General features: G+C 39.6%; 1 protein-coding gene. It reads left to right on the forward strand.

Features of this window, described 5'->3' with window-relative positions; genetic code table 11:
- Nucleotides 1-58 precede the first annotated feature (58 nt).
- On the forward strand, nucleotides 59-1,277 hold a 1,219-nt coding region (locus tag BOW51_RS10865; protein WP_078477716.1), incomplete at its 3' end, for a 2-isopropylmalate synthase.

A 1,277-nucleotide genomic window follows, 5' to 3' on the forward strand; every position in this document is an offset into this window, starting at 1 on the left:
AGTAATTATTATTTTGTGCACGATTGAAAAATCTTGTTTCTCACAATTTATAAACTAAATGCCTAATAAACTAATTATTTTTGATACAACCCTTCGTGATGGTGAGCAATCACCTGGTGCGTCCATGACTAGGGATGAAAAAGTACGTATTGCCAAAGTGCTGGAAAAAATGCAAGTAGATGTCATTGAAGCAGGTTTTGCTATTGCATCAGTGGGAGACTTTGAAGCTGTACAAACTGTGGCTAATGTGGTGCAAGATTCGATTATTTGCTCATTGTCCAGAGCGCTTGATAAGGATATTGATTGTGCAGGAGAAGCGTTAAAAGGTGCTAATGCATCGCGTATTCATACTTTTATTGCCACATCTGATATTCACATGAAGATGAAACTACAAATGACTCCTGATCAGGTCGTAGAACAAGCGGTTCGCGCTGTTAAGCGAGCTAAACGATACACGAATGATGTTGAGTTTTCGCCAGAAGATGCAGGTCGATCAGATGAGGATTTTTTGTGTCGTATTATCGAGGCGACGATTAATGCAGGTGCGACAACCATTAATATTCCTGATACGGTGGGTTATAACATTCCGCATCAATTTGGTGTAACCATTAAATCTTTGATTGGGCGTGTGCCAAATTCTGATAAGGCTATTTTTTCAGCGCATTGTCATAATGATTTGGGCTTGGCAGTAGCCAATTCGTTGTCTGCTGTACTAAATGGTGCAAGGCAAGTTGAGTGTACCATTAACGGTCTAGGTGAGCGTGCAGGGAATACATCACTAGAAGAGTTGGTCATGGCAGTACGAACTCGTCAAGATATTTTTGATTGTGATACCGATATTAACGCCACGCATATTTTGTCAGCCTCACGCTTAGTTTCAAGTGTGACAGGTTTTATTGTGCAACCTAATAAAGCAATTGTTGGTGCAAATGCTTTTGCCCATGAGGCAGGTATTCATCAAGATGGTGTGATTAAATACCGTGAGACTTACGAGATCATGCGCGCTGAAGATGTTGGCTGGAATGCCAATCAATTGGTTTTGGGAAAACATTCAGGTCGCAATGCGTTTAAAGTAAGATTGGCTGAACTGGGTGTTGAATTTAATAATGAGGAAGGTCTAAATGATGCTTTTAGACGCTTTAAAGAATTGGCAGACAAAAAACATGAAATTTTTGATGAAGATTTGCAAGCATTAGTATCTGAAACACAAACAGAGGCTTATGAAGCTATCAAACTAGTGTCTTTGAAAGTATGCACGGAAACGGGTGAAAAAAATA

The organism is Solemya elarraichensis gill symbiont, from assembly GCF_002021095.1.
Lineage (GTDB): Bacteria > Pseudomonadota > Gammaproteobacteria > Chromatiales > Chromatiaceae.